The organism is Microbacterium zouquanmingi, assembly GCF_052266695.1.
In the GTDB taxonomy this organism is placed as follows: Bacteria; Actinomycetota; Actinomycetes; order Actinomycetales; family Microbacteriaceae; genus Microbacterium.
Genome location: NZ_JBQPQZ010000001.1, coordinates 280,508 through 300,046 on the forward strand (window position 1 = coordinate 280,508; position 19,539 = coordinate 300,046).

The following is a 19,539-nucleotide window of genomic DNA, read 5'->3' on the forward strand; positions in this document are numbered from 1 at the left end:
GCCATGCGCTACGAGATCCCCGCACCGATGCTCGCGAAGGCGGCCACATCCGTTCCCGACCCAGTGAAAACAGTGGGCGGGATGCTGTTCGAGCCGAAGTGGGACGGGTTCAGAGGGCTGATCGCGTGGGACGGCGACACCGTTGAGATCGGTTCGCGCGGTGCGAAGCCGCTCACCCGCTACTTTCCCGAGCTCGTCGACGCTCTGCCGCAGATCCTCTCGGAACCGTGCCTGCTCGACGGCGAGATCGTCGTCGCCACCGGCGCACCGGGAGCACAGCGCCTCGACTGGGAGGCTCTGAGCCAACGCATCCACCCCGCCGCATCACGAGTCGCGCGACTGGCAGAAGAGACTCCCGCGATGTTCATCGCGTTCGACCTGCTGGCCCTCGGCGAGGAGTCCTTGCTGGCCGACCCGTTCCACCAGCGCCGAACCCGCCTGGAGAAGCTGCTGGGTGGTGTGCCGCACCCTCTCCACCTCACCCGCACGACACGTGACCACGCGGTTGCCGTGCAGTGGCTCGCCCAGTTCGAGGGTGCGGGGCTCGACGGCGTCGTCGCCAAGCCGCTGGACCAGCCGTACGCACCCGGCAAGCGCACGCTCATCAAGATCAAGCACGCACGCACCGCGGATGTCGTGGCGCTCGGCTACCGCATTCACAAGTCCGGTTCCGGCGTCGGATCACTTCTGGTCGGACTGTACGACAGCGACGGCACGCTTCGCCAGGTCGGCGCAGTCGCGGCCTGGAGCGACAAGCGCCGCCAGGAGCTCGTCGACGAACTCGCGCCGCTGGTCGAACGGGACGAGTCCGGCGACGCAGTCACGGGCGAGGGCGAGCGCAGCCGCTTCACCGGCGCGAAGGATGTCTCGTTCGTGCGACTCCGCCCCGAGCGCGTGCTCGAGGTGCGCTATGACCAGCTCGAGGGTGCGCGGTTTCGCCACACAGTGCAGTTCGAACGCTGGCGCCCTGACCGCGACGCGCGCTCGTGCACGTATGAGCAGCTGGAGACCGTCGCGGGGTACGACCTGGCCGACGTGCTCGCGTGACCGCGCGGGGTTTCAGTCCTCGATGCGGTTGCCGTCGGCATCCCAATTCGCGTCGACCCGCTTGCTCGGCTGAACCCGCGGCGGTTCCCCGGGCATCTTGGGAAAATCAGGCGGGAACGGCAGCTCTCCGAGACCGTTCGACACGTCGCGCTCCCACCATTCGAGCAGGGTGCTGATGCGGCCAGGGTTCTCCTGCATGCGCGCCCAGGGGTCGCCCACGTCGGCAAGACGCTGCGGGATGGTTCGGACAGTGAAGCTCTGCGGGGCGACGTCGTCGAGTTCGTCCCACTCGACCGGCGTCGATACGCTCGCGGTCGGCAGTGCGCGCGGACTATAGGCTCCTGCCATCGTGCGGTCACGATTGGCCTGGTTGAAGTCGACGAAGATGCGCTCGCCGCGCTCTTCCTTCCACCAGTTCGTGGTGACCTCGTCGGGCATCCGTCGCTCGAGCTCACGGCCGGCAGCGATCACCGCGTGCCGAACATCGAGGAACTCGTGCGTGGGCTCGATCGGGCAGAACACGTGCAGTCCTCGGTTGCCACTGGTCTTGATGAAGGCTTCCAGCTCCGCCTCACGCAGCACTTCTCGGAGGCCGTGGGCTGCGGTCACGGCATCCGAGAAATCCGTTCCCGGTTGCGGGTCGAGATCGATGCGCAGCTCGATCGGCTTGTCGGTATCCGAGGCGAGGGACGCCCACGGATGGAACACGATCGTGTTCATCTGAACTGCCCACACGATCGCGCTCGGACGGTTCAGGACGATCTGCGGATGCCGCCGACCGCTGTTGTACGTGACCGTCACCGCATCCACGAAATCAGGGGTTCCCTTGGGCGGGTTCTTCGAGAAGAAGCTCTCCGAAGAAGGGCCCACACCGTTGCGGAACCGCTCGAGCGACACCGGCCGATGACCGTTCGCGTTCAGGAACGGCTCGGCGACGGTCTGCACGTACTCGGCGAGCTCGGCCTTCGTGATGCCCTCTGAGCCTGTTGAAGGGTCTGGCCAGATGACCTTGTTCGGACTCGACAGGTCCACGTCGCGCTTCCCCTCAGGGTCAGCGATCGTCAATGTCACGCGCTCGGAAGCCATGCACCGACCCTACGGGCGTCGCGCGGCTTGCGGTAGGGGTCAGTCGCTGACGTCGACCGCGCGCACCAGCACCGCGCCCAGAGCGTCACGCTCGACGACGAGCGAGGGCCCAGCCGAGTCGATGATCACGCCGGAGAGGGCGGTGTGAGCGGAGAGCACCTTCGCGAGCTGATCCGGCTCGAAGGGCAACGGCTTGTCGCCCCGGCCGAGGGCGACGATCTCGAGCGGGTGCGAGAACAGCTGCAGAAAGCGTCGACCGTCAGCGGTGCGCGCTTCGGCGATGCCGACCTCGCCCTTGCCTCCGCCGTCGTTGACCGCCACCCACATCTTGGTCTTCGCGAGCGCGTCACCGACCTTCTGCACGGTATCCTGCTCGCGCGGGGCTGCGAGCAGCATCTTGACGGTCATGTTGACGTCGGCCTGCTCGAGCGCCTTCTTGAGCACCTCAGCGGGGAACACCGCCCGGCGCGCGCCGGAGGCGTTGTCGAGGATGAGGCCGGCGAAGTCTCCGGCGACGAGCTGCTGCAACACGGCCGTCACCGGCTGAGCGATCGCAGACGTCGCGGTGGGTTCGGTCTCGCGTTGCACGGATTCGCGCACGGCGGCAGCGGAGCTGAACGCGAGCATGTAGCTGCGCTCTGCGTCGCGGACCACGGCGATGGACAGCGGCTTACCTTCGGCCAGCTGGGCGCGCGCATCACCGTGCACCCGCAGGTACAGGTGGTTCTGCATCATCTGACGCAGCACGCCGATGAGCTGTTCGTTCGTCGAGCCTTCAGCACTCTCGGCGAGTTCAGCGAGCTCGGCAAGGGCCGTGCGCAGCAGCACGTTGTCCTTCATGCCCGGCATCGACTCGGTCGGCTCCGGCGGAAGCAGCGGCGCCAGCGGAAGAGTCCGCTTCGGCTCCGCCGCGGGTGCGGCGGGCGCCGTCTGCTGCACGGGTGCGGATGCTGCGGGTGCTGATCCTGCAGGACGCGCTGCGGCTGGCTGAGCGGGGTCTGGCAACGCGATCTCGGGACCCGCCGCAGCGCCTACACCTCGGAAGGCCTGGACGGAGATGCCGATCTCGGGGACCGGTTCTGCGGGCTGTGCGTATTCAGGAAGCTCGTCCGGAGAATCCGCCTGGTTCGGCGTCTGCGACTCGGACAGCGCGTCGCCGGTCTTCTTGCGGCGGGAGAACATTGCCATATCGATCAGCCTAACGTGGGGATGCCGCGTGCGAGCCTCAGCGGGGGCCTCAGAGCTTCTGGATCGGAGCGATCTTGATGAGGAGCTTCTTGAGCCCTGCGGAATCGAATCGCACATGGGCGATGCGCTTGGCGCCTTCACCGGTCACAGCGTCCACTCGCCCCTCGCCGAAGTCATCGTGCCGGATGCGGTCGCCGGCTGTGAGCTCGAGGTCGCCGTTGTCGCGGACCTTGCCGGTGACCTTGTTGGGGAACTTGTCCATCGCCGTCGACAGTGGCTTGATCCCGTCGCGCGAGCCGAGTGGCTTCACGGCGAACCGGTCGTTGCCGCCTCCGCCGCCGAAGCCGCCGGAGCCGCCGCCGAACCCACCCCGCCGCGCGTTGAGCGCACGGGACTGCGTGCCGCCGCGTGAGTTCACGTCTCCTGGAGACTGCCGCCAGTCGACGAGCTCGGCAGGGATCTCTTTCAGGAATCTGCTCGGCATCGCTACAGACACTTCGCCGAACTGCGCGCGTGTCATCGCGAGCGAAAGATGCAGTCGCTTTCGGGCGCGGGTGATGCCGACGTAGAACAGCCGTCGCTCTTCTTGCGGTCCGCCCGGCTCACCCGCGGAGATGCGGTGCGGGATGAGATCTTCTTCGACACCGGTGACGAACACCGCGTCGTACTCGAGACCCTTCGCCGTGTGCATCGTCATCATCGACACGGATCCGGATTCATCATCGAGATCGTCTGCATCGGCGACGAGCGCCACCTCTGTGAGAAAGTCGACGATCGTGCCCTCAGGGTTGTTGCGGGCGAAGTCGCGCGTGACGGCGACCAATTCGTCGAGGTTCTCGACGCGGGCTTCATCTTGCGGGTCGCGACTGGCGCGCAGCGCGTCGAGGTAGCCGCTCTTACCCAGCAGCAGGCTGAGCCCATCAGCGACAGCGGTGGGCGGGGGAATCTCGCCGGATGGCGGCAGCAACAGCGCGGTCGCCTCTTTCAGCACGGCATCGAGCTGAGTGATCGCCGCTTGGATCTTCGGACCGACACCGAGCTGAGCCGGGATCGACAGCGCATCGCGGAACGAGATGTCGTGATCTTCTGCGAACCGTGCGATCGCAGTCTCAGTGACATCGCCGATGCCGCGACGCGGCCTGTTGAGAATGCGGCGGACCGACATCTCGTCGGCCGGGTTCGCCACCGCGATCAGATACGCGAGGGCGTCCTTGATCTCTGCGCGCTCGTAGAACTTCGTGCCGCCCATGATCTTGTAGGGCACAGCAGAGCGGATGAAGATCTCTTCCAGCGCACGCGACTGCGAGTTGGTGCGGTAGAACACGGCCATCTCGGAGTACGGCATGCCTGAGCGGCGCAGGGACTCGACCTCGTCTGCGACGAACTGCGCCTCGTCATGCTGCGAGTACCCGGTGAAGCCGACGATCTTGTCGCCGTCGCCGCGGTCGCTCCAGAGGTTCTTGGCTTTGCGATCGAAGTTGTGCCCGATCACGGCGTTCGCGGCCGAGAGGATGTTCTGGCTCGAGCGGTAGTTCTGCTCGAGCAGCACGACCTTCGCCCCGGGGAAGTCGCGCTCGAACTCGCTGATGTTGCGGATGTCAGCGCCGCGGAACGCGTAGATCGACTGGTCGGAGTCACCGACGACGGTGAGGGATGCGCCGGGCAGCCCCGGCGTCGTCTCTGGCTCGAAGATCATCATGCCGTCTGAGGCATATGGGTCAGGTGCATCCGCCGACACCGGCCGGGTGAGCTCATGGATGAGCGCGTACTGGGCGTGGTTGGTGTCCTGGTATTCGTCAACGAGAATGTGCCGGAACCGGCGGCGGTACGTGTCGGCGACCTTCGGGAATGCACGGAACAGGTAGACCGTCTGGCCGATCAGGTCGTCGAAGTCGAAGGCATTCGCCTTGCGCAGGCGACGCTGGTAGTCGCCGAAGATCTCGACGAACTTACGCTCGGCGGGGTCGCTCATGTTCGCGTCGCGCGCGTACGACTCGGCGTCTTGCAGTTCGTTCTTGAGCTTGGAGATGCGGCCCTGCGTCGATGCCGGGGTCAGACCGTAAGCATCGGCCTCATGCTCCTTCACCAGGCGCTTGATCAGTGCACGCGAGTCGCCGGAGTCGTAGATCGTGAAGGATTTGGTGAAACCGAACTGGTCCGCCTCGCGGCGCAGGATCCGCACGCACGCCGAGTGGAAGGTCGAGATCCACATGCCTCGGGATGCTTCGCCGACGATGTCTGCGACGCGTTCACGCATCTCGCCCGCGGCCTTGTTCGTGAAGGTGATCGCAAGAATCTGACTCGGCCACGCCTCTCGATTTCGCAGCAGCGAGGCGATGCGACGGGTGAGCACACTCGTCTTGCCCGATCCCGCGCCCGCGACGATGAGCAGCGCGGGACCACGGTAGGTCACTGCTGCGAGCTGCTGCGGGTTGAGACCCGCGAGGAGGTCGTCCTGGCCTGATGCGGAGGGAGAGTCGGGGCCGGTGGATGAGGGAACGATGAGAGGAGCGTCGGTCATGGCGTTACGAGTCTAGGCTGGGCCGCAGACACCCGGTTGCGATCCGGATCAGGAGGACGACATGATCAGCGACCTGCCAGAGCAGGAGTGCTACGAACTGCTCACCACCACGACCGTCGGTCGGCTCGGATTCACCGAGAACGACCGCATCCAGATCTTCCCCGTGAACTATTCCGTGTCGGGGCGCGACCTGCTGATCCGCACGTCATCCGGCGGCAGCCTCAGCCGACTCGGCGACGAACGCGCGCAGGTGGCGTTCGAGATCGATTATCACGATGACCTCGCCGGCACCGGTTGGAGCGTCCTGATGCACGGCCAGGTGTCCACGGCCTCGCCCGAAGGCGGTCTGGACGGCTTCGATCGAGTCTCACCCTGGGCGGGCGAAGACCGCGCGAAACCCCTGCGATTCCGCATCGACAGTATCTCCGGCCGACGCGTGCGTCGCAACCGGCACTGAGCAAAGGAAAGCTCCATGCGCACGATTCTCAACATCATCTGGGTGATCTTCGCCGGCTGGGCCCTCTTCCTCGGGTACGTGCTTGCGGGAATCCTGCTGTGCATCCCGATCATCACGATCCCCTGGGCGATCGCCTCGTTCCGACTGGCCGGCTACGCGTTCTGGCCGTTCGGGCGCGAGGTCGTCGAGAAGCCGCGCGCCGGCGTGGGCGCATTCCTCGGAAACGTCATCTGGGTGATCCTCGCCGGATGGTGGCTGGCCATCGGTCACATCATCTCCGGTGTCGTGCTCTGCCTCACGATCATCGGCATCCCGATGGCCATCGCCGATTTCAAGATGGTGCCGGTCTCACTCATGCCGCTCGGCAAGGACATCGTCTCCACCAGGCGTGGCCCCTTCGACACGAAGTAGACGCGCGCGACGCATATTGACGCGCGCGGGATGGATTTCGCGGCCCGCACGCCCGTGCGGGCCGCGTTTTCCATCCCGCGACTTATGCCGAGTCGCCCCGTACGCCTTATGCCGACTGGCGCCGCACTCGGCGGGCGACGATGGTGAGGGCGCCAGCCAGCAGAAGCGTCAGCGCCAGGACGAGGGCCATGGCGGGGAGTTCGGATCCCGTCGTGGCGAGCCCGTCCGCGCCTGCCTCGCCGGAGACAGCGTCATCCGGGCCGGAGCCGTCGCCGGAGCCTGCGCCGCCGTCACTCCCGCCACCGCCGCCGCCCTCAACACCGGCCAGCGTGCCTGCGCGCAGCGCCTCTGCGGCGTAACCATCCGCAAACCACCACACCGCACGCTGACCGTCCGCCGACAGCGAGGCCGGTGCCGTCGCGAAGCCCTCGTTGTTGATGTCGGGCATGGACGCCGCACGCGCGAAGTGTGCGATCGCAGGATCGGCCGTGCCGTTCAGCGTGATCTGTGCCGACTTGCCGCCGCAGCCGTCATCGCAGACGGCCCAGAGCACGCCGAGCACGGAGTCGTAGTCGAGGCTCATCACTCCCGCGAGTCCCGGGTCGATGGTCGAGACGAGCACTGCAGAGCCGTCTGCGGCGAGCGCAAACGCGTAGACCCCGCCACCGTCCTCGACGGCGACGAAGAACAGTCCGTCGCCGGGATACGCGGCGCCGTCGTACGCCGCCTTCGTGTTGTCGTCGAAGAGCGCACCGGTGAGCGTCTCATCCGACACCCACTCGACGGCCTCGATCCCGAGGTTCGCGCCGACGGCAGGAAGCAGCGCGGTGAGATCCCACTCGGTCAGCGCGACGAGGTCACGGCCGGGTGCATCAGGGTTCACCTGGAGGATCGTGTTCTGGTTGACGCCCTTCGCGCTGTTATCGCGCTCGGATGCCGCATAGACGAGCCCATCGCCGTCGACAGTGATGCCTTCGGTGTCGGGGCCGGCAGCATCCGGGTTCGCGGCATCCTTCTGGAAGCGCACCCGCTTACCATCCGCCCATCCGTCGGCGAAGGCGACGGAGCCGTCTGCTGAGGCGACGAGCTTCCAGATCGTGCCGGTACCGTTGTCGATCGCCCACAGGAACGTGCCCTCTGCCGTCTCCTGCACGTCCAGTCCCGAGCTGTCCTCAAGGAACATCGGCGCCCCATCAAGCACCCGCACGTCGGCAGAGCCCGGCCACTGCGAGACGGCGACCTCACCGACGCAGATGTTGGCCTCGCCCGGTGTCGGCTCTGCGGTGACCGCAAACGGGCCTGCGGTGTCAGGGCAGCGTCCCCACGTGGTCAGGGCGTGTCCTGCACCCCAGACGGTGGAGTCCACGAGACGGTCGCCGTCGAAGACACGAACAGTGTCGTCCTTGCCGATGCCGAAGCCGAGGTCGTCGATGACGAGATAGCCCGCGGCCGGGATGCTGGTACCCGCAGCGATCTCGTACACATGAGCGTCATCGTCGTCCTTGAGCACGATGCCGGAGACGTCGAGCGCGTTACCTGTCGGGTTGACGAGCTCCACCCAGTCGGGCTCGCCGTCGGATTCCACCTCGTTGATGCGCACCGGATTGCCGCAGGCGTTGCGGATGCCGGGAGTGCCCACTGCAACATCCGCGAAGTCGCCGGCGCCATCCTCGCAACGCGCCCAGACGCCTTCTGCGTGGGCGTCGTAGACGTGCTCAGCAACGGTGAGTCCTGACGCGTTGCGGATGGTGACGGTGTCGCCATTGCCCAGGCCGAATGTGAAGTGGTCAGTGCCGTTGAAGACGAAGTACTCGCCGGGTGCGAGGATCGTACCCGCATCAAGCGGGTTCACATCAGCGGCGTGTCCGACCGGGTCGTTGTCCATGAGGGTCCAGCCGGAGATGTCGACTGGCTCCGTTCCGGTGTTGACGATCTCCGCCCAGTCCGGGGAACCGTTGGAGTCGATCTCGTTGATCGCGATCGTCGGCGGGACGCAGTTGTTCGCCTCGCCCGGTGTGGCGTATGCGAGCGCAAAGTCACCGATGCCATCGATGCAGCGCGCTAACGAGGCAGCCCCGAAGTCGCCGTCGATTGCGGCGTGGCTGGTCCATGCGCCAGTGCGATCGCTCAGTTCGCCCGCCGGGTCGAAAAGGCGGATCTCATCGGCGCTGCCGATTCCGAACTGGCCGAACTCTGTCTCCACGCCCTTTGTGAGGCCCACGTCGCCCTGTTCGACGACGAGGAACTCGCCGGCGGCGAGCACAGTGCCGTCGCGGAAAGCCCAGCGATGGTCGAGGTCATCATCGCTGTCGCGGATCTCGTAGCCCGAGATGTCGAACGGCTCGGTGCCGGGGTTGTACAGCTCGACCCAGTCGGCGGGCTGCGAGTCGACCTCGTTGAGAACGACTGCACCGGGGACCGGCGCCGTCGCGCAGTTGTTCGCCGCGCCGGGCGTGGCCTCGGTCGCGTGCGCCCAGTCGCCCGTGCCGTCAGGGCAGCGTGCAAAAGTCGCGATCGGCGCGGTGTTCTCGTACGTGTATGCGTCGACCTCGGCGCTGGTGGCATCGTAGAGGACGACCTCATCGCCCTTGCCCAGGCCGAACGCGAAGTCAACGTCGGTCTCGAGCACTACGAACGCCCCCGGCGCGAGCTCCGTACCCCGGGCGAACGGCGTGCTGAAGCGGTCGCGCTTGTCGTCGGAGATCGTCCATCCCGCGATCGATGCGGTATCGGTGCCCCTGTTGAAGATCTCGACGCGGTCGGAGTAACCGGAGATTTCGTCGTAGATGATCTCATTCAGCACGACGTCGGAGTCGGTGCCGGGTGTGCCTTCTTCGCCGCCATCGGTCGCGAAGATGTTCTCGGCGCCCTTGCTCGATTCTGCGGTGATGACGTACTCGGCGTCCGCACCGTCGCCCTGAGCGCCCCAGCTGGGCACGGCGTGGGTGTCGGCTGGCCAGGAGGTCTCAAGCACCGGAGTGTCAGTAGCAGTCGTTGCCCCCGGAGCGAACAGTCGGACGCTGTCGCCCTTGCCGAGACCGAAGGCGAAGTCCGTGTCGGTGTCCAGGACGAGGTACTCGCCCGGCTCGACGACCGTCGTCGACGCGAACGTATAGGCATCCTTCTGCGCGTTGTCGAGCAGGATGTAGCCACCCAGGTCGACGTCGCTGTCCGAGTAGTTGTAGAACTCGATCCAGTCGTCGGGGCTCCCCCCGTTGGACACGACTTCGTTGATGCGGATGCCGAGCGGCTCTTCAGCAGCTGTGGCAGCGGTCGGCACGGCGAGCAGCGTGGCAGCGCCGAGGGCGCACACAACGGATGCCGAAAGCCCGCGGGACAAGCGAGACATGTGACTCCAGGGGGTCGGGACGAGGAGAGGAACCTGCCCAGTCGACCGACTCCGGCTGTCGGAGAGAAGTACGGCATCCGACCGGGAGGTGAACGGACCGTGGCGTGTCGGAAACCGGCTCCGCGGCATCCCCGGTGGCGACCGCCTGGTCGTGCTCAGATGGGTGCGTCCGGCTGTTGGCGAACACCCTGCGTCGTAGAGAACCGCGCTCTGAAGGCCGTCGGCGTTATGCCCAGTTGACGAGCGAATGCTCGCCGGAGAGTCTCATCGGTGCCCATTCCGCTGAGTTGAGCTACGAGAGTGATCGGGTGGCCGTCCAGGATCAGGGTTCGTGCAGCGTCTACGCGGATCTGTTCCAGCCATCGCGCAGGGCTGGTCCCGATGTCGGCATGGAAGATCCGGTTGAGGTGACGCACGCTCACCCCTACTGCCGCCGCCATCGAGCTCACGGTATGGTCCCCCGCAGGATCGGCCACGACCATATCCATCACCGCGCGGAGTAGCCCGTTCGTTGCCGGAGGATGGCTCAATGCAGTGGAGAACTGACTTTGCCCGCCCGGGCGGTGCATGAACATCACCAGTTCACGAGCTACATTCCGAGCCGCCTCCACCCCGAGGTCGTCTTCAACCAGCGCCAATGCCAAATCGATTCCCGCCGTCACCCCTGCCGAGGTCAGGAAGCGACCGTCCCGAACATGGATCACGTCCGGCTCGACGACAATTCGCGGATGCCACTGCGCTAGCTGGTGCGCGTGACGCCAATGTGTCGTGGCTCGACGATCGTCCAGATATCCCAGCGCAGCTAGAACGAACGCGCCCGTGCACACCGAAGCCACGCGCTGTGCTGAAGCGGACAAGGTCTCCGCCGCAGCCATCAGCTGAGGGTCCTGTGGGAAATTCACCAGCGCCTCGCCACCGGCTACCAGCACGGTGTCACACGGCCCTGCCTCTGCTACAGCGATCGTGTCAGCGAGCACGAGGCCGGACGACGAGGCCACCGGCCCGCCCTCGACCGAGATGAAAGTCACCTCGTAGTGACTGCGCGAAGGGTCGGCTAGGTGAAACACCTCGGCTGGCCCGCTGGCATCGAGCAGCGTCATGCCATCGAAGACCAACACTCCGATACGGTGACTCAAGTCCGAAACCGAGGGTTATATGACAATCGGGACATGGCTTCACTCTACCCGCGGCGCAAAAATGAGAAGCAAGCAAACTCATGACTTCGACGAAAGGCACCTACCATGACTGAAATCATTGCCGGCGTGACAGTTCCCGACAGCAAAATGGCGCGAGACGCCACCGACCTGCTGCGTGACGTCGCCAACGACCTGGTTTTTGATCACTCCCGTCGAGTATTTCTCTTCGGCTCGCTACGTGGGCAAGAACAGGGGCTCGACTACGACCCTGAGCTGCTGTACATCGGAGCGATGTTCCATGACCTCGGCTTGACCGAAAAGTATCGCCGTACGGACCAGCGTTTTGAGATCGACGCTGCCGATGTGGCCCGCAGTTTCCTCAGCGAGTACGGTATCGACGGTGAGGCTGGTGACAAGGTGTGGAACGCTATCGCGTTGCACACCACCCCGGAAATCCCACTCCACATGGACCCCGTGGTCGCTCTCGTGACGCGCGGCGTCGAACTTGACGTGCTGGGCATCGGATACAACGCGATCACCGACCAGCAACGTCAGAATGTCGTCCAGGCCCACCCGCGCCCAGACTTCAAGAACCAGATCTTGGCCGCTTTCACCGACGGCCTCAAGGACCGACCGGACACCACCTTCGGCAACGTCAAGGCCGATGTGCTCCAGCACTTCCTTCCCGGCTTCCAGCGCGGAGACTTTGTTGAGGTCATCCGCAACAATGCTTGGTCAGAGTGATGTGAAATGGCCCGAAATGGTGCGCGATGTTCAGGCGATCCGAGTTCCCGGTGGCAGCATCCGAGCCGGAGTCCTCGTACGCGCCCAGGCGCCAGCGAATAGCCCGCCGGCAAGGACGACTTGGATGCCGAGACCGACGAACCAGCTCGGCACAGTGCTTTCGATCACCTCACGCGGTGCAGGTGAAGGGTTCTGCATCGTCGGCCGATCGCACTCGTCCCAGCGGTAATCCTCCGGCGGCAGCTGCGAGCTGCGCACGCTGTACTTGACCTGACCGAACATATCCACCGGCCAGCCGTTCGTGTCGTAAACGGTGGGAGTGGCATCCGCGAGTACGACGAACGGGTTCGCCGCGAGCACCCACCAGACCCGATCGAAGCGCGGTACATCGTGCGTGTAGGTCTCCCAGCGGTCGCAGTCGACGTTTCCCATGCTGTCGTAGGGACGGTTGTAGCTCGTTGCCTCGCTGCGCAGCGCCGTGCCACCGAGCCCGAAGGCGATGAGGGTGCCGATCGTCAATGCCGCAACAACGAGGTAGGTCGCCGCGACCGAGAACAGCGGGCGCGCGATGAGGCCGCTCAGGCCCACCCCGATGCCTGCGACGATGACGATCTCGGCGGCGAGCACGAGCAGCGACACCGCGAGTGTCGCCGGATGCACTCCCCCACCGACCAGCGATAGCGCGAGGAACGGCACCGCGACAACGAGAAACACCCCGCCGGTGGCGACCGCAGCGACGAGCTTGCCGACCATGATGTCGCCGGTGGATACCGCAGTCACCTGCACCGCCGCCAGCGTTGCGGCATCCCGATCGCCGTTGATCGCGTTGCCACTCAGCGTCGGCGAGACGAGCACGACCAACAGCAGCACGACGTTGACGACGATCGAGTAGACGCCAGCGCCCGCCGCTTCAGTGAATGAGTAGACCGCGAAGGAGAGCACGGTGACACCGAGCAGAATGAGCGCGAAGACGCCGAGCAAGATGTACCAGCCGACACTGCGCAGCCGCTGGATCAGTTCGAGCCGGGCAATGGTGCCGATGTGCGAAAAGTTCATGCTCGAGGCTCCGTCCGCGGCAGGTTGAGGAAGGTGTGTTCGAGCGCACTCTGCGCGGGGGCGAATTCGCTCACGCCCAGACCCGACTCGACGATCCGGCGAAGCCCTGCGGCTGCCGCCGCTTCGGTCTCGAAGCCGACGATGACGGCATTTCGGTCGATGCCGAGCGTACCCGGCTCGATGGCCAGTGCCGCGGCCACTTGGTCGGCATCGGCAGGCAGCCGCCCGGCATCAGTCCCCGCAAGACGAATGCGCCAGGCGCGTTCGGTGGCCTGTGCCGGCGCACCGTCGACGACGGAACCGGCGACGAGGAACACCGCATCGTCGATGACCTCTTCGAGTTCAGAGAGGATGTGGCTTGAGATGAGCACCGTGCGCCCCTCGGCCGCGAGCCGCCGCAACAGCACGCGCAGCTGCACGCGCGCTTCAGGGTCAAGCCCCGATGCCGGTTCGTCGAGCAACAGCACCTGAGGGTCGTGCACGAGCGCCCGCGCCAGGCCGAGCTTCTGCTTCTGCCCGCGCGAGAGCACCTTCGCCGGGGCATCCGCGAGCTCGTCCAGACCGACCAGGGCCAGCAACTCCGCTGCGCGCGCCGCCGCAGCATCCCGTTCAATGTGGTAGAGGCGTGCGGTCGTGACGATCGTCTCGCGCGCGGTGAGCGACGGCCAGGCACCGAGCGCATCCGGCATCCAGCCCAGCAGTCGTCTTGCGCTCAGCGGATCGTCGATCGGATCAACGTCGCCGATGCGGATCGTGCCAGAGTCGGGGGCGAGCAGAGATGCCAGCATCAGCAGCAGCGTCGTCTTGCCGGCGCCGTTGGGACCGACGAGACCTGTGACGCGACCGCGCTCGGCACGAAAACTCGCGGCTCGCACTGCGTGCACCGCGCCGAACGATCTGCTGACACCTTCGGCTGCGATTCCGCTCATCCGGTCAGTCTGTCAGGGACCATCCTTCGCGGAAGAATGCCACCCCGAGATCAGGATGGTCGACGAAGACGCCGTCGACGCCAGTGCGAGCGATGACCGACCACTCGGATTCGTAGTCTCCGTAGGCCTGCGGGCTGCCGTCACCGCGGAACTCCGCGGAGAGGAACGTATTCTCCGGTCGCGCCGTCCACGTGAAGACCGTCAAGCCTCGTTCGTGGGCGTCTTGGACGATCGTGTTTCCTGCGGCCAGCAGCATGCGCTTGCTGACGCTGATGCCATCCACTTCTCCGACGAGTCCGTCCAAGCCCTGGGGCGTGACGGTCGCCTTGTAGGTGAGCGCCTGGCGCCCGTGAGCGACGAGCTGGTCGTAAGGGCGGCCGGATGCTTCGATCAGGTAGATGTACGACGCGAAGACGCCCGCGGCACGCAGCTGTCGAAGAACGGTCGATTCGAAGGCTTCGATGGTCAGTGGCAGCTCGCCGTCCGCCCAGCCTGCCGCACGCAGGTCGCGCGCGATCAGCGGAGCCAGATCCAGACCGATGCTTGCGAAGTAGGTGGCGTGCTTGACCTCGAGGACGACGCCGATCTCCCGACCGTGATCACTGGATCCGTCGCGCACGAGGTCGAGCAGATCGATCAGGCGCAGAATCGGCTGCGTGTCATCGAAGGACGCGCTCGTGACGCGCAGCTCCGGCAGCCGCTCGCGCACTCGGAGGGTCGCCAGCTCCTCCCAGGTGAAGTCCTCGGTGAACCACCCCGTCAACGGCTCCCCGTCGATGCGCTTGGTCATCTTGCGGTCGGCGAACTCCGGATGGTCTGCGACATTCGTCGTGCCGGAGATCTCATTCTCGTGCCTGACCACGAGCACGCCGTCCTTGGTGGCGACCACGTCGGGCTCGACAGCATCCACCCCCATCGCGAGCGCGAGTTCGTACGAGGACCTGCTGTGCTCTGGACGGTAGCCGGGAGCGCCGCGATGGCCGATGACGAGCGGCGATTTCCTAAGCATGGTTTCAGGTTAGAACACCCCGCTCATAGGCTTCCGCCGGTATCGTAGAGGAAAGCGACCTTCAAACCTCTCGGAGTGAGGCCCAACCACCATGAGCAATTTCGCGTTCAACAACCCGGCGTTCCAGAAGCAGGATCCGCGCAACGTCGCCACCTACCCTGGTGCGCCCGGCTCCCAGCCCGGTGTTCAGGGCTCCCAGACTGCATCGCTCGCGCACGGCGCGGTGGATGCCGCCGCCAACGCACAGCTCGAGGGAATGTACGCAGCCCCGCCAGCCGGCGCGATCGAGACCGACCGGATGAGCGTCGAAGACACCGTCTGGAAGACTGCGGGACTCTTCGTCATTCTCCTCGTCACCGCCGCGATCGGCTGGGTATGGACCCTCGGTGGCGTAGAGGCGATCCCCGGCGCGGGCGCTTCGATGGCTCCGATGCTCATCGGCGCACTCGGCGGCTTCGTCCTTGCGATGATCATCACCTTCACCTCCCGCAAGAAGGTGCGCCCGGCGCTGATCTTCGGCTACGCAGCGCTTGAGGGACTGTTCGTCGGCGGTATCTCGGCATTCTTCGAGACCATGTACCCCGGCATCGTCATTCAGGCGACGCTCGCGACGGTCGCTGTTGTCGGTGTGACGCTCGCTCTCTTCGCCAGCGGCAAGATCCGCGCCTCGAAGAAGATGACGAAGATCTTCATGATCGCGATGCTCGGCTACCTCGTCTTCTCGGTGCTGAACCTGATTCTCATGTGGACGAACGTCCTTCCCGGCGACCAGGCCTTCGGCCTGCGCAGCATGACGATCGCCGGCATCCCGCTGGGCCTGATCATCGGTGTCCTGGTTGTCTTCATGGCCGCGTACTCGCTGGTGCTCGACTTCGATCAGATCCAGCAGGGTGTCCGCAACGGCGCACCCCGCAAGTACGGCTGGGTCGGCGGCTTCGGCATCATGGTCACCGTGGTGTGGCTGTACGTCGAGATCCTGCGCATCATCGCGATCGCCCGCGGCAGCAACTAAAGATTTTCACGGCAGAGGGGCTCATTTCTTCGGAGATGGGCCCCTCGCTCGTACCAGAGACACTCCGTCAAGGGGTTGTCTGAGAATCTCCAGCAAGAGCATGATGTGTGTACATCGTCACCAACGACGTAAAGGAGCGCATCATGAGTTTCCTCGGTTTTCTTCTTCTCGGCCTCATCGCCGGTGCGATCGCGAAGCTGATCCTTCCTGGCAAGCAGGGTGGCGGCTGGTTCATCACGCTGCTGCTCGGGGTCGTCGGAGCCATTCTCGGCGGATGGATCGGCAGCCTCCTCTTCAACCGACCACTCACTGAGTTCTGGGATCTCGGCACCTGGGCTCTCGCCATCGGTGGCGCGATCATCGTGCTACTGATCTACGGCCTCATCGTCGGCCGTGGCAACAAGGTCCGCGACTGACCTACTAGTCGGAGGCCTTCGCCTCTAGAAGGGCGCGCTCCCTGTCGTTCCCCGCGAGTTTCGCGGCGGCCACGAACTCGGAGCGCGCTTCTTCTTTTCTGCCGAGCCGCAGCAGCAGTTCGCCTCGCGTCGCGGGAAGCAGGTGGTAGCCGCGCAGCGCATCGGAGGCGGCGAGCTGATCGATGATGCGCAGAGCGGATGCTGGACCTGTTGCCATCGCCACCGCTGCTGCCCGGTTCAGTTCCACGACCGGCGACGGCGCCAGCCGCCCCAGCGCCTCATAGAGCACGACGATCCGTTCCCAGTCCGTCTCTTCAACGGAGGCTGCCACCGCATGACATTCCGCGATCGCTGCCTGGAGGCCATAGGCACCACGGCCCCTGCCGAAAGCATCCGCCCTCTCGAGAGCCGAGCGACCGCGTGAGATGCATCCGCGATCCCAACGGCGACGGTCCTGATCGGCGAGCAGGATCGGCTCACCCTGCGCGTCGACGCGCGCGGGGAAGCGCGCAGCGGTGAGTTCCATGAGGGCGAGCAGACTGTGCGCGTCGCGCTCGCGAGGCACGAGCGCTGTCAATACGCGCGCGAGGCGGATCGCCTCGTAGCTGAGGTCAGGGCGCATCCAGTCTTCGCCGCTGCTGGCCGCATAGCCCTCGTTGAAGATCAGGTAGAGCACGCCGAGAACCGCAGACAGGCGCTGCGCATACTCGTCGCGCGTCGGCACCTCGAAAGGTACCTTCGCAGCTCCCAGAGTCTTCTTGGCTCTGACGATGCGCTGCTGCACCGTGGCGGTGGGCACGACGAAGGCGCGGGCGATCTCTTCGCTCGAGAGACCGCCGATGACGCGCAGGGTCAGCGCGACGCTTGCCTCACGCGAGAGCACCGGGTGGCACGAGATGAAGATCAACCGCATCACGTCGTCATCGATGAGATCGGGGTCCCACGGATCGGTGTCAGCGCCCACCTGCGCACGCTCAAGGTCATGGGCGATCGATGCGACCCGGTCGTCGAGGCGCTCCTGGCGTCGCCACCCGTCGATCGCGCGACGCTTGGCGACCGCCGTGAGCCATGCTGCAGGGTTCCGCGGCACTCCCTCGGCGGGCCACTGCCGCAGCGCCTCGACGAGAGCATCCTGTGCCAGATCCTCGGCGAGCGCGAAGTCGCCGACCATCCGCGTCAGCGTTGCCACGATTTTCGCTGATTCGATGCGCCAGACCGCGGCGACGGTGTGCTCCGCATCTCTCGCGGAACGCACCGGCGCGTCGTCAGCTTCTGCGGTCATGTCACTGCTGCTGCGCGCGCTGTTCGGCGTCGTCGCGCCAGCCCTGTTCCTTCTGGATCCACTCGTTGTCGGCCGGGAAGTCGTCCATCTCGGTGACACGGCGCACCTCGAGGAGCCCGCCCTCGAGGAGAGGAGCACGGCTCGCCCACTCGATGGCCTCTTCCCGGCTGGCGACCTCGATGATCCAGAAGCCGTTGAACAGCTCCTTCGTCTCGCCATAAGGGCCATCGGTGACCAGCGGCTTCTCGTCGCTGAAGTCGACGACGAATCCTTCTGCCGCATCGGTCAGGCCTTCACCGGCGAGCAGCACGCCAGCCTTGATCATCGACTCGTTGTACGTGCCCATCGCTTCGATGATCTGCTCGAACGGGATGGTCTTATACGCCTCTACGCCTGCGTCGGTCGATCGCATGATCAGCATGTACTTCATGATTGTTCTCCTCCAGTCACCGGGCCGGTTTCGACCCTCTCACTGAAGACGTCGAACGGGAAGACCCCGGATCGACACAGAGCGAGAAAACTATTCAGCGGCGGGCGGGAGCGTCCAGAACATCGCGCGCTGCGGCGGCGAGGGCGGCGAGAGAGCGCTCGCTGCTCCAGACGGATGCCGCAGCCGGCGCCTCGTGCGCCAGCCGCTCATACAGCGCCGGTTCAGTGAGGACGCGTGTCAGTGCGGCTGCAAGAGCGTGTTCATCACCATCGGGCACGAGGAGACCGCCGCCGGCCGCGAGAAGATCGCTCGGGCCGTACCGGATGTCGTACGAGACGACAGGGCACGAGTGTGCGAGGGCTTCGGCGAGCGAGAGCCCCTGTCCTTCGAATGCACTGGCAGAAACCACGACGGCGGCGCGTTCGAGCACCTCTGCGGGGGTGGCCGTGACTCCGCACAGCAGCACGCGGTCACCACAGCCGAGTTCGGCGATGAGTGTCTCCAGATCCTGCTTCGAGGGACCGCCTCCCCAGATCTCGAGCGTGGAACCCGGAACGTCCGCTGCGAGGAAGGCACGGATGATGTGATCGACGCGCTTGCCCGGCGCGAGCCGAGAGAGCGAGATCACCAGGCCCGGCTCGGGTGCGCACTGCTCCCCTGCGGTGATCTCGATACCGTTGGGCATCACGATGCTGCGGATGCTCTCGCCGAAGCGGGCTGCGACATCATCGCGCTGGCGCTGCGTGGGCCAGGCCACAGCATCGAAGCGGTCCGCGAGGGCGAACCAGCGCGTCCAGAGGGCGTTCATCGGAGCATCCGGCGTGTACGGCGCCTCGAGGTGCATGGTGTGGATCGTATGGATGATTCGCACGCGCGGATCGTCCCAGTCCGCGATGAGCTCGCCGAGCTGACGGGACTCGCAGATGACGACGATCGGCCGGTCGCCGAACCCCGCTGTGAGGTGCTCGAGCCAGGCGCGGTACAGTCCGCGAAAGCCGGCCACACCGCCGACGACGCTGCCGTACTCGTCGTAGACGAGCACCGGCTCATCCGTGAGATGCCAGTCAGGATTGCCGGGGATCACCGGCAGTGCGGCGAACGGACGGCATTCGGCGTCGCGCAGCATCCGATATTCACGAGCCTCGCGGGGCTGGGAAAGATCAGCGGATGCCGCGGTGCGCAGCCACTGCGCCGCACCGCCTTCTGGCGTGACCGCTTCATCGAAGAGGTTGCGCAGGCGAGAGGGCGCGTCGATCGCGCCGCGCTGGGTGAACATCGACCGATGCTCGGCGTGCGCCGTAGCATCCCCCGGATCGAACGTGAGCAGCGAGACGTTTACTCCGGCGCCCACCAGCGCGCGGGCGCGCGCCAATGTCGCGACCGTGTACCCGCCGTCAAGGTCGGGAATCAGTCGGCTGGAGAGGACCAGATACTCTGCATCCGGCAGAGACCTGTCCCCCACCGCG

17 protein-coding genes are annotated in these 19,539 nt (G+C 65.7%); 6 read left to right on the forward strand and 11 right to left on the reverse strand.

What is annotated here, in order from left to right:
* Window positions 1-3: 3 nt before the first annotated feature.
* A complete protein-coding gene (locus ACTU6U_RS01310; RefSeq protein WP_443467355.1) occupies window positions 4-1,047 on the forward strand; it encodes an ATP-dependent DNA ligase in 1,044 nt (347 codons plus the stop codon).
* Between the two features lie 12 nt (window positions 1,048-1,059).
* Here ACTU6U_RS01310 and ligD read toward each other — a convergent pair whose 3' ends face one another.
* From ligD to ACTU6U_RS01325, 3 genes are read right to left on the reverse strand one after another with little or no spacing between them, the layout of a single operon-like run.
* Window positions 1,060-2,133 carry a non-homologous end-joining DNA ligase gene (gene ligD, locus ACTU6U_RS01315; protein WP_443467356.1) on the reverse strand — a complete coding sequence of 358 codons (1,074 nt, stop codon included), beginning with the start codon at window positions 2,131-2,133 and terminating at the stop codon, window positions 1,060-1,062.
* A 39-nt stretch (window positions 2,134-2,172) separates the two neighbouring features.
* Entirely contained in the window at window positions 2,173-3,321 is a 1,149-nt protein-coding gene (locus tag ACTU6U_RS01320; RefSeq protein ID WP_443467357.1) for an SseB family protein, read from the reverse strand.
* 49 nt (window positions 3,322-3,370) lie between these two features.
* Window positions 3,371-5,842 (reverse strand): ATP-dependent helicase, encoded by a 2,472-nt coding sequence (locus ACTU6U_RS01325; RefSeq protein WP_443467358.1) that lies wholly within the window; start codon window positions 5,840-5,842, stop codon window positions 3,371-3,373.
* 61 nt (window positions 5,843-5,903) lie between these two features.
* Here ACTU6U_RS01325 and ACTU6U_RS01330 point away from each other — a divergent pair, with 61 nt between their 5' ends.
* Both ACTU6U_RS01330 and ACTU6U_RS01335 read left to right on the forward strand, forming a co-directional pair.
* Complete coding sequence (locus ACTU6U_RS01330) at window positions 5,904-6,299, forward strand: pyridoxamine 5'-phosphate oxidase family protein (protein ID WP_443467359.1); 396 nt, start codon at window positions 5,904-5,906, stop codon at window positions 6,297-6,299.
* A gap of 15 nt (window positions 6,300-6,314) precedes the next feature.
* Window positions 6,315-6,710 (forward strand): YccF domain-containing protein, encoded by a 396-nt coding sequence (locus tag ACTU6U_RS01335; RefSeq protein ID WP_443467360.1) that lies wholly within the window; start codon window positions 6,315-6,317, stop codon window positions 6,708-6,710.
* Window positions 6,711-6,816: 106 nt separating this feature from the next.
* Here ACTU6U_RS01335 and ACTU6U_RS01340 read toward each other — a convergent pair whose 3' ends face one another.
* Both ACTU6U_RS01340 and ACTU6U_RS01345 read right to left on the reverse strand, forming a co-directional pair.
* Complete coding sequence (locus ACTU6U_RS01340) at window positions 6,817-10,059, reverse strand: lamin tail domain-containing protein (RefSeq protein ID WP_443467361.1); 3,243 nt, start codon at window positions 10,057-10,059, stop codon at window positions 6,817-6,819.
* 155 nt (window positions 10,060-10,214) lie between these two features.
* Window positions 10,215-11,177 carry a GlxA family transcriptional regulator gene (locus tag ACTU6U_RS01345; protein WP_443467362.1) on the reverse strand — a complete coding sequence of 321 codons (963 nt, stop codon included), beginning with the start codon at window positions 11,175-11,177 and terminating at the stop codon, window positions 10,215-10,217.
* Between the two features lie 123 nt (window positions 11,178-11,300).
* Here ACTU6U_RS01345 and ACTU6U_RS01350 point away from each other — a divergent pair, with 123 nt between their 5' ends.
* Entirely contained in the window at window positions 11,301-11,939 is a 639-nt protein-coding gene (locus tag ACTU6U_RS01350; RefSeq protein ID WP_443467363.1) for an HD domain-containing protein, read from the forward strand.
* Between the two features lie 30 nt (window positions 11,940-11,969).
* Here the strand turns inward: ACTU6U_RS01350 and ACTU6U_RS01355 are convergent, their stop codons facing one another.
* From ACTU6U_RS01355 to ACTU6U_RS01365, 3 genes are read right to left on the reverse strand one after another with little or no spacing between them, the layout of a single operon-like run.
* Complete coding sequence (locus ACTU6U_RS01355) at window positions 11,970-12,995, reverse strand: ABC transporter permease (RefSeq protein WP_443467364.1); 1,026 nt, start codon at window positions 12,993-12,995, stop codon at window positions 11,970-11,972.
* Window positions 12,992-13,924 carry an ABC transporter ATP-binding protein gene (locus ACTU6U_RS01360; protein ID WP_443467365.1) on the reverse strand — a complete coding sequence of 311 codons (933 nt, stop codon included), beginning with the start codon at window positions 13,922-13,924 and terminating at the stop codon, window positions 12,992-12,994. Before ACTU6U_RS01360 ends, ACTU6U_RS01355 begins: the two co-directional genes overlap by 4 nt.
* 4 nt (window positions 13,925-13,928) lie before the next feature.
* Window positions 13,929-14,933: a glycerophosphodiester phosphodiesterase family protein gene (locus ACTU6U_RS01365; RefSeq protein WP_443467366.1), complete on the reverse strand. Its 1,005-nt coding sequence runs from the start codon at window positions 14,931-14,933 to the stop codon at window positions 13,929-13,931.
* Between the two features lie 91 nt (window positions 14,934-15,024).
* On the opposite strand from ACTU6U_RS01365, the gene ACTU6U_RS01370 reads away from it, so the two are divergent.
* Together ACTU6U_RS01370 and ACTU6U_RS01375 are read left to right on the forward strand one after the other, a co-directional pair.
* Window positions 15,025-15,945 (forward strand): Bax inhibitor-1/YccA family protein, encoded by a 921-nt coding sequence (locus ACTU6U_RS01370; RefSeq protein ID WP_443467367.1) that lies wholly within the window; start codon window positions 15,025-15,027, stop codon window positions 15,943-15,945.
* A gap of 143 nt (window positions 15,946-16,088) precedes the next feature.
* The gene (locus ACTU6U_RS01375; RefSeq protein ID WP_443467368.1) at window positions 16,089-16,361 is read left to right on the forward strand and encodes a GlsB/YeaQ/YmgE family stress response membrane protein; all 273 of its coding nucleotides are present in this window, start codon (window positions 16,089-16,091) and stop codon (window positions 16,359-16,361) included.
* A 4-nt stretch (window positions 16,362-16,365) separates the two neighbouring features.
* On the opposite strand, the gene ACTU6U_RS01380 is transcribed toward ACTU6U_RS01375, so the two are convergent.
* From ACTU6U_RS01380 to ACTU6U_RS01390, 3 genes are all read right to left on the reverse strand, one after another.
* Window positions 16,366-17,643: an RNA polymerase sigma factor gene (locus ACTU6U_RS01380; protein ID WP_443467369.1), complete on the reverse strand. Its 1,278-nt coding sequence runs from the start codon at window positions 17,641-17,643 to the stop codon at window positions 16,366-16,368.
* Window position 17,644: 1 nt separating this feature from the next.
* A complete protein-coding gene (locus tag ACTU6U_RS01385) occupies window positions 17,645-18,073 on the reverse strand; it encodes a YciI family protein (RefSeq protein WP_443467370.1) in 429 nt (142 codons plus the stop codon).
* Between the two features lie 94 nt (window positions 18,074-18,167).
* Window positions 18,168-19,535: a glycosyltransferase gene (locus ACTU6U_RS01390; protein ID WP_443467371.1), complete on the reverse strand. Its 1,368-nt coding sequence runs from the start codon at window positions 19,533-19,535 to the stop codon at window positions 18,168-18,170.
* Window positions 19,536-19,539 lie beyond the last annotated feature (4 nt).